Source organism: Paenibacillus sp. P3E, assembly GCF_001909045.1.
Classification (GTDB): domain Bacteria; phylum Bacillota; class Bacilli; order Paenibacillales; family Paenibacillaceae; genus Paenibacillus_AQ; species Paenibacillus_AQ helianthi.
The window spans coordinates 73,302-81,003 of sequence record NZ_LVWH01000160.1 but is presented as its reverse complement, the minus strand read 5'-3'; the positions used below and the strand labels follow the sequence as shown (position 1 = coordinate 81,003).

Below are 7,702 nucleotides of genomic sequence, written 5' to 3'. Positions count from 1 at the left end.
CATTTATTCCTCTTGTATAAAAATACTTAGGGTCATCCAAACAAAATAAAAAAACGGGCCTCGCCATGGGAGTTGGCAGGACCCTGTAAGCTATCTATAAACACTGGGGAGTGTCTGGTACATTCAATATATATCCTTAACCTGAAAACAAGCTTATAATTACATAAAGATTACATTAAAAGCTTCCAATAGCCCAGGGTGCCGAAAAAAACGACCAGTGCCACAGGAAAGATAATTTTCCGGCTCGCCTTATCCTCGAACGAAAAATACAAACACAGCATACAAAGCCACGCAATAAGGAGACTTCCCATTTCCTATGCATACGCCCTTTCTTATCATCCTGATGATCACGCGGGGTTCACTTGGCAGCACCAGCGGCCTTATAAGAAGATTACCCGCGAGTCAGCCGGTTCATACCCAATAATGGCTTGGGCTGCTAAATAAATTTTTCGATTATGCCAAAAGGTTGTACAGCCCCAGCGGGTCACTGCTCTCCCTCCAGCACAGGGTGTTCCCAGAAGCTCAGCCTGCCTTTTGCGGGAATCGGATGGGCAAGCGCCGTTACCTCTTCCAGCTTCCAGGCATAGCGCCCTTGTGAATAATCGCCAAAAGCAAATTCATTGCCGCCCGGCCAGCCCGCTCCGGCATCCTCATCCGTCACCTGGTAGCAGTCGGCCAGACGGCTTGTAGCGATAATGGCTCCGAGAGGAAGGTTGTCCGCACTGTATCCATGCCGTGCCAAAGCCGACTGGATCAGCTCCTGCCTGCAGGCGGATTTGTCGATCCCCATCCCGGCATGAATAGCCAGTTCACCACGGTATGCCGTTTTCCAGGAACGGGTCTCGAACTGCTTTTCCTTAAGAGCAATTAAGGTCGCCCAAGGCTGCCGGACCGTGAGACATTTCATCTTGTGCCTATTCCCCTCTCCAGAAGAGCAAAAAACGCAGCCTCCCGAACATCCGGAAAGCCGCGCCGCCTATTGTTTATCGGGATGCCAGCGAAGGAGTATGAAGCCCCTGCCTGCGCATTGTGTGTGCTTTCTACTACTGTATTGTATGACTCTATGGGGTTCTATGCAACTTTTACTGTCTTTATTGGTAAAACAAATAATGGATGAACCCCGGAGCCACCCACGCATATGGATTAATAATCACCCTGAATATGGAAAGGACGAGTGAAAGAGGATCACTTATACCTATATCCGCTCCGCCCCAGCCGGGTTGAGAAGAGGGTTTGGAATCATCAAGTCCATACTTTTCTATCAGCTTTTCTTGGATGCCGCTGTCTGCAGTTATCGTTCCACTATCCGCCGCATGGGCAGCTCCAGGCTGTAGAAGCATTACGAAGACCACAAGCAGACTTGTAACCATTAGTATGTATTTACGCCACATATACCGTTTCCCCGTTTCCGTTCTATTTTTTCGAAGGCTTCTCCATTATTGAAATCTCACCTGATGAATAATCCAGAAAATATGCTGTTTGTGATTTTAAGTTGTAGTACAAAAATTTCGTGGCACCATTTTTAGGCCAATCCTGTTTATTTAAAAGTATAGCTCCTTCTTGAGAAAACAAGGACCATGTGTGTTCCAGTAAATCCCCTACAAATACTTGACCGTTAATTAATTCTGTTTTCCACCCGGAAATGTCACCATCTTGTTTAAAAACTTCTTTTATAGAAGCAGTTTCCTTTGTAGTGGATTTATTGATTAAACGAAATACCTTTTGAGAGTCATTGGCTGAGGGACGGATTACATTTCCCGGTATTGCCTGATAGGTATAAGAGGATAATGCTGCAAGGTAATTACCGCTAGTTTTAATTAAAAAATCAGAATTAAAGTCCTTGAGTGAAGTTTCATTCTTTGAATAAAGATTGACCATTTTAACGAAATAATCATCCCTCATTATACCTTGCGCATGGTACTTAATGGCCAAATTAGGATACCCCTCAAATTCCCAATCCATTACTGATACACTTTCATATCCCATATCAACGATCTTTGCATTGTAGCTCACACTTGGTTTAGTCCACGGGTATTGATACAGGCTAAAGGAATTATTAGATTGAACCATTATTCGTTCGTTTGTTGTGCCTGTAGGAGCTACCCATCTGATTTTATCTCCCGCATTTTCAAGAGCGATCTCAGTCTTGCTAATAAGATTTCCGTTAAAAGAGAATACTGTTTTTGAAATTTTATTTCCGTTCCCCTTTTGAAGCAGCACTATTTTTTGAGGATTTTTTATAACCTTTACATCTAGGATCGTATTTGAACCATCCGAAATATTTGTGGTTATCTTTGTCTGTAAATCAACTATATCTGCTTTATTATTAATATAGTCAACCAGTGTTACTACATTTTCGCTAACATAGACCACATCCGTACGGTCGTTACTTGGCGGTAACTCAGTGGGACGGGCATAGGACTGATCAGCAGATACCATTAATCCTATAGTCATAGCGAAAATAACAAAAATTCTCTTTACCACAGAGAAATCCTCCTATTTACACAATTTAACATCCTCTTACATGACGCTAAAATAAAGAAAAAGTTGCAGAAAAGTAAATTTTTTCTGCAACACAATTATAAATATAGAAGCTCCCCTAAGTGAGTACTACCGTTATGGCTCTCTGGGAGATTAATCGGCCTTTTGTTCTAAATACTCATCTAGATACCTTTGGTGAAAACGATCTGTAGGATGTAAACCTAGAATTTCATATTTCCAGATTGTACGCTGTTGTAGAATACTATGGCTATATATCAACTCATTTTTGGTAGTGGATGTAAAGTAGAAATAAACTATTCTTGAACCAGGTAATATCTCAGCATAGAGATGAATTTCGTCCCAGCATCAGGGATAATCCCTGCAAGTTTATTACCTATAAGTTGATATTAATCTTCACTTTTCACAGATGTATTAACCTCCAACTTGATTATATATAGTTATAGTAGTGGGTTTACCATAAAAAAAACGCAGCCCCCCGAAATCCCGGAAAACCGCGTCATGATTGAGTTATTAAGGATGCTGGTGAAGGGAATTGAACCCCCGGCCTACGCATTACGAGTGCGTTGCTCTACCCCTGAGCTACACCAGCTTAAAGCTTTTTTTCTGTCAAACAAAATACATTATACCCCGTCTGGGGAAAAACGCAACCCATTCTTTCACAGTGCGGCGCCCGTGATTTCTACAGGACCCGCGCTGCGGAGGGGAATCGAGTCCTCAAAGTTATCCCAGCATTCCTCGTCTGCGGAAGTAATCCAGCGCCAGCCTTGCACTCTCCAGAGAGGACGAAGCAAAGACCTCCTGCTCCACAATATAATGCCGAATACCGGCGTCATCCGCAGCCTTGAAGACACTCTCGAAGTCCACCTGGCCCTTTCCAAGATCGGTTTCTTCATGGCCCGCGCCAAAATCCTTGATGTGGACCAGCGGAACGCGCCCGGCGTAACGGGATACATATTCTGCCGGTACGGCACCGCCTACATGCACCCACCCCAAATCAAACTCAGCCACCATATCTCCAGCCGGAATCCGCTCCAGCCAGATGTCGATCACAGCCTGCCCGTTGACCTGCTTGAACTCAAAGTCATGGTTATGATAGCCGTACTTCAGACCCGCCGCCCGCACAAGTTCAGAGGCCTTTTCAAAGAAAGGCACCAGTGCAAGCACATCGTCCAGTGCCGGATGCTGCGGAAGCGGTGCCGAAGGCGTGATGATATACTCCAGCCCCACCTCCCGGGCATATTCAATCTCTCTGGATAACGCCGATTGCATCTTCTCCAGGCTGCTGAAATCCAGTCCGACATGTGCCGAAGGAGCCGCCAGCCCCAGCTCATCCAGCGTTCTGCGCAGTTCGGCAGCCGATACGCCGAAATAACCGGCAAATTCCACCGACTTGTATCCGATCTCCGCCACATTGCGCAGTGTGCCCAGAAAATCCTTTTCGGCCATATCCCGTAGTGTATACATCTGTATCCCGACCTGCTGATTCATTGCCGCCATAGAGGACACGCTCCTTGTATGCTGTAATTATTCAGAACTATTCCGCCTGCAGCTTGCGCTCCACCGATTCCAGCTTGCTGCGGCTTGTGGAGGGCTTGTCGCGCCGGTCATCAATCTTGAGTGAGGTGGACACCCTTTGCGCTCCGGCAGTAAAAGGGGACTCGTGCAATGCTTCGACGGCCGCCAGAATCCGCGCCAGCGGTCCCTCGATAATTGTGCCCATGGATGTCAGCTCGTAAGTTATACCTTCCACTGTCTCCAGCACGCGCTGCATATCCGCAACATAGCTGCTGAGGCTGGTGCTGCCTGTTCCGATCGGAATTACGGTTACTTCGCCAATAGCCATTCGAAACCCCTCCTACTATAAAATATAAAAAAATCCGGTATATAAGTCTTCAGTCCCCTTTATTGTAGCAACTCCCGCCTCCCCCCACAAATCCCCCCTAATATGGGGACAATTTATGAACTAGAATCGGAAAAATTTACACACAAGTTGTGGATTACCTGTGGACGAACTGTGGACGAATGCCGGGATATCTGTGGATGGGCTGTGGATCATCTGTGAGTAAATCGGCTGAATCCGCCCCCAGCGCGGGCTCGCAAAAAAATGTTTACAAACACAAGATATTGGGTTATTTTTATCTAGCGACAACAAAATATAGTGGAAACAGGTGCTTTGCTCTCTCAAGAGAGTTGAAGCTTAATAGGGAAGCGCGGTGCAAATCCGCTGTGGTCCCGCCACTGTAACCGGATGTTCCGCAGGCTTCCACAAGCCCCTGCGGAACAGTATCTGGAGGCTCACGCCACTGAGGGTATTCCCCCTTGGGAAGGTGCCTCCAAGATTCACCGGAAGCCAGGAGACCTGCCTGTTTCCGGGCACCATCATTTACGCCTGCGAGGAACAGGAGAGGTGTCCGCATGCGGCCTGCACAAGCAGATTTAGCCTTCCCCCAGGATGGGAAGCAAAGGCTGCCGATACCTGAATGCGATAAGCCTTATCGCGCTCAGGTATCGGCTTCTGCGGGAAAGCTTCTTTCCATGGAGACCATCCGTAAATATCCAGTTTCGGTTATTTGCGTTACGCATCCGGGCATTTTCCGCCGTCCTCGGCGGAAGATGCTCTTTTTACTGAGTTAAGGGGTGTCTTATTACAATTAGAACGTTTTTTATATACCGAGAGGAGAGGGCTATACAATGACGCTGCTGGAGAAACGGTACAACGGTGGACAAGCTGCACAGGAGGATCTATTAGAGGAAGTCATCCATTTGGGGCGCGATATTATCGACAGCCGGGATTTGGATCTGCTGCGCGAGAATGCCAATTTGAACGGAGAGAGCTTCTCCGGCAAAATGAGCAAGTTCGGCAGTGAGTATTCCAAGTGGTATGCCCGCAACTTCACAATGCCGCCGCAACTGGTACAGGCTACCCTTGATAACGTAGTGTATGTCCATGATCTGGACCAATACGCGATCGGAACCACCAACTGCATCTTCATCCCGTTTGAACGGCTTCTCCGCGAAGGCTTCAACACCGGCAACGGCAGCGTGCGTCCTCCCAACTCGATCATGACTGCAATGTCGCTCGTAGCGATTATTTTCCAGTCTCAGCAAAATGCCCAATACGGCGGCGTATCCGCCAACAAGCTGGATTATGACCTGGCCCCTTATGTGACCAAGTCCTTTGCCAAGCTGTTCCGCAAGGGACTCGAATATTTCGAAGAAGGACAAGCCGGTGAGCATCTTGGCGAAGTCACTATGAGCCGCAGCGATCTGGCAGAGCTGTATCCGCGGGCCTTCCGCTTTGCATTAAAAGAAACAGAGAGCGAAACGCTGCAGGCAGCAGAGAGCATGATACATAACCTGAATACGATGTCCAGCCGCTCGGGCGGCCAGATTCCTTTTACCAGCATCAACTACGGTACGTGCACCTCTCCCGAAGGCCAGCTCGTGATCAGCTCGCTGCTGACCGCAACGATGAACGGACTCGGCAGCGGCGAAACGCCGGTATTTCCGATCCAGATCTTCAAATGCAAGCAGGGCGTGAACCAGCAACAGGGCGATCCGAACTATCACTTGTTCCTCAAAGCTGCCGAATGCTCTGCCCGCAGACTGTACCCGAACTTCGCCAATCTGGATGCGCCGCTCAACATGCAATATTATGATCCGGCCGACCCGGATACTGAATTTGCAACCATGGGCTGCCGCACTCGGGTGCTGGGCGACCGCTTCGGACGCAACCACTGCTCCGGCAAAGGCAACCTGTCCTTCAATACGCTCAATCTCGTGCGGTTGGGACTGGCTTACGGAACTGCCACAGGACGCCGGCTTGCCGCCGACGAGAAAGGCTTCTATGACGATCTGAACCATTACATGGACATCGCTCTGGATGGGCTGCTCCACCGCTTCCGCATCCAGGCTTCCCAGAAGGCTAAAGCCTCTGATTTCATGATGCGCGAAGGCGTCTGGGAAGGCGGCCAGGACCTGGCTCCCGAGGATTCGGTTGGCGAACTGCTGAAGCACGGCAGTCTGTCGATTGGCTTCATCGGCATGGCCGAGTGCATGAAGGCCATGTACGGTAAGCATCACGGCGAGGACATGGAGACCCATGCCAAGGCGCTCGCTATTGTCCGCCACATGCGGGAATACTGCGACCGTAAGAGCGAGGAACTGAACCTCAACATCACCCTGTTCGCCACACCTGCTGAAGGGCTGTCCGGCAAGTTCACCAAGGTGGACCGTAAAGTACTGGGCTCCATTCCGGGCATCACCGACCGCGAATACTATACGAACTCTTTCCACATCCCGGTCTACCATGAGCTGAGCGCTGCGCAGAAAATCAGCCTGGAAGCACCGTTCCATGAATACTGCAATGCGGGTGCAATCTCTTATGTGGAGCTGAATGGTAATGCTCGCAGCAACCCGGCAGCTTTTGTCAAGATTATCCGTTACGCGCTGGAACAGCAAGTTAGCTATTTCAGCATCAACCATCCGGTGGACCGCTGCTCGAACTGCGGCTACGAAGGCGTGATTGGCACCAATTGCCCTTCCTGCGACGCGCATGAGAACGATGTGCATATCCGCCGTCTGCGCCGGGTAACCGGCTACCTGACCGGCGACTATCAGACCCGCTTCAATGCCGCCAAGCAAGCCGAAGTAAGGGACCGCGTTAAGCACCTATGAACATATGTGGCTACTACCCGGAATCGATCAATGAAGGAGAAGGCATGCGGGCCGTCCTTTTCCTCAGCGGCTGCCGTCACCGCTGCCCGGGCTGCTTCAATCCCAAGACCTGGAACTTCAATTTTGGCGAGCCGTTCACACGGGAGCGCCAACGGGAGATCATTGCCGAAATAGCCGCGAATCCGCTGCTGGACGGACTGACACTGGCAGGCGGCGACCCTTTATTCTCGGCAGAGGAGGCTGCGGGCTTCATTCTGGAGCTGCGCAGCGTGCTGCCGGAGTATCCCGTCTGGATTTACACCGGCTATACCTATGAAGAGCTTACAGCGACACCCGGCTCACCCGAATGGAACCTGCTGGCCCTGTGCCAGGTCGTGATCGACGGACGTTTTGTGGAAGAGCTCAAAGACACTACCCTTCCCTACCGGGGAAGCAGCAACCAGCGCATTATTGATATTCAGGCCAGTCTCGCCGGTACGGAAATCGTACATTGGGAGCCGGCTGCCTTATAAATTCAGTTAAC

8 protein-coding genes, 1 tRNA gene and 1 riboswitch are annotated in these 7,702 nt (G+C 49.6%); of the genes, 2 read left to right on the top strand and 7 right to left on the bottom strand.

What is annotated here, in order from left to right:
* Positions 1-484: 484 nt before the first annotated feature.
* The 7 genes from A3842_RS13670 to A3842_RS13640 all read right to left on the bottom strand — a co-directional run bounded on the left by A3842_RS13670 (position 485) and on the right by A3842_RS13640 (position 4,345).
* Positions 485-907 (bottom strand): ASCH domain-containing protein, encoded by a 423-nt coding sequence (locus tag A3842_RS13670; RefSeq protein WP_074101782.1) that lies wholly within the window; start codon positions 905-907, stop codon positions 485-487.
* A 184-nt stretch (positions 908-1,091) separates the two neighbouring features.
* Positions 1,092-1,370, bottom strand: coding sequence for a hypothetical protein (locus A3842_RS13665; RefSeq protein ID WP_143186276.1), 279 nt, complete (start codon positions 1,368-1,370; stop codon positions 1,092-1,094).
* Between the two features lie 43 nt (positions 1,371-1,413).
* On the bottom strand, positions 1,414-2,484 hold the full coding sequence (locus A3842_RS13660) for a hypothetical protein (RefSeq protein ID WP_074101780.1): 1,071 nt from the start codon (positions 2,482-2,484) through the stop codon (positions 1,414-1,416).
* Positions 2,485-2,634: 150 nt separating this feature from the next.
* A complete protein-coding gene (locus tag A3842_RS31520) occupies positions 2,635-2,835 on the bottom strand; it encodes an antitoxin YezG family protein (protein ID WP_083609583.1) in 201 nt (66 codons plus the stop codon).
* A 184-nt stretch (positions 2,836-3,019) separates the two neighbouring features.
* A tRNA-Thr gene (locus tag A3842_RS13650) sits at positions 3,020-3,091 on the bottom strand.
* Positions 3,092-3,222: 131 nt separating this feature from the next.
* Positions 3,223-3,999 (bottom strand): sugar phosphate isomerase/epimerase family protein, encoded by a 777-nt coding sequence (locus tag A3842_RS13645; protein WP_074101779.1) that lies wholly within the window; start codon positions 3,997-3,999, stop codon positions 3,223-3,225.
* Between the two features lie 37 nt (positions 4,000-4,036).
* Positions 4,037-4,345 carry an MTH1187 family thiamine-binding protein gene (locus tag A3842_RS13640; protein WP_074086723.1) on the bottom strand — a complete coding sequence of 103 codons (309 nt, stop codon included), beginning with the start codon at positions 4,343-4,345 and terminating at the stop codon, positions 4,037-4,039.
* Between the two features lie 306 nt (positions 4,346-4,651).
* Positions 4,652-4,883, top strand: a riboswitch (cobalamin riboswitch).
* Between the two features lie 310 nt (positions 4,884-5,193).
* Here A3842_RS13640 and A3842_RS13630 point away from each other — a divergent pair.
* Together A3842_RS13630 and nrdG are read left to right on the top strand one after the other, a co-directional pair.
* Positions 5,194-7,179 (top strand): anaerobic ribonucleoside triphosphate reductase, encoded by a 1,986-nt coding sequence (locus A3842_RS13630; protein WP_074101778.1) that lies wholly within the window; start codon positions 5,194-5,196, stop codon positions 7,177-7,179.
* Positions 7,176-7,691 carry an anaerobic ribonucleoside-triphosphate reductase activating protein gene (gene nrdG / locus A3842_RS13625; protein WP_074101777.1) on the top strand — a complete coding sequence of 172 codons (516 nt, stop codon included), beginning with the start codon at positions 7,176-7,178 and terminating at the stop codon, positions 7,689-7,691. Before A3842_RS13630 ends, nrdG begins: the two co-directional genes overlap by 4 nt.
* Positions 7,692-7,702 lie beyond the last annotated feature (11 nt).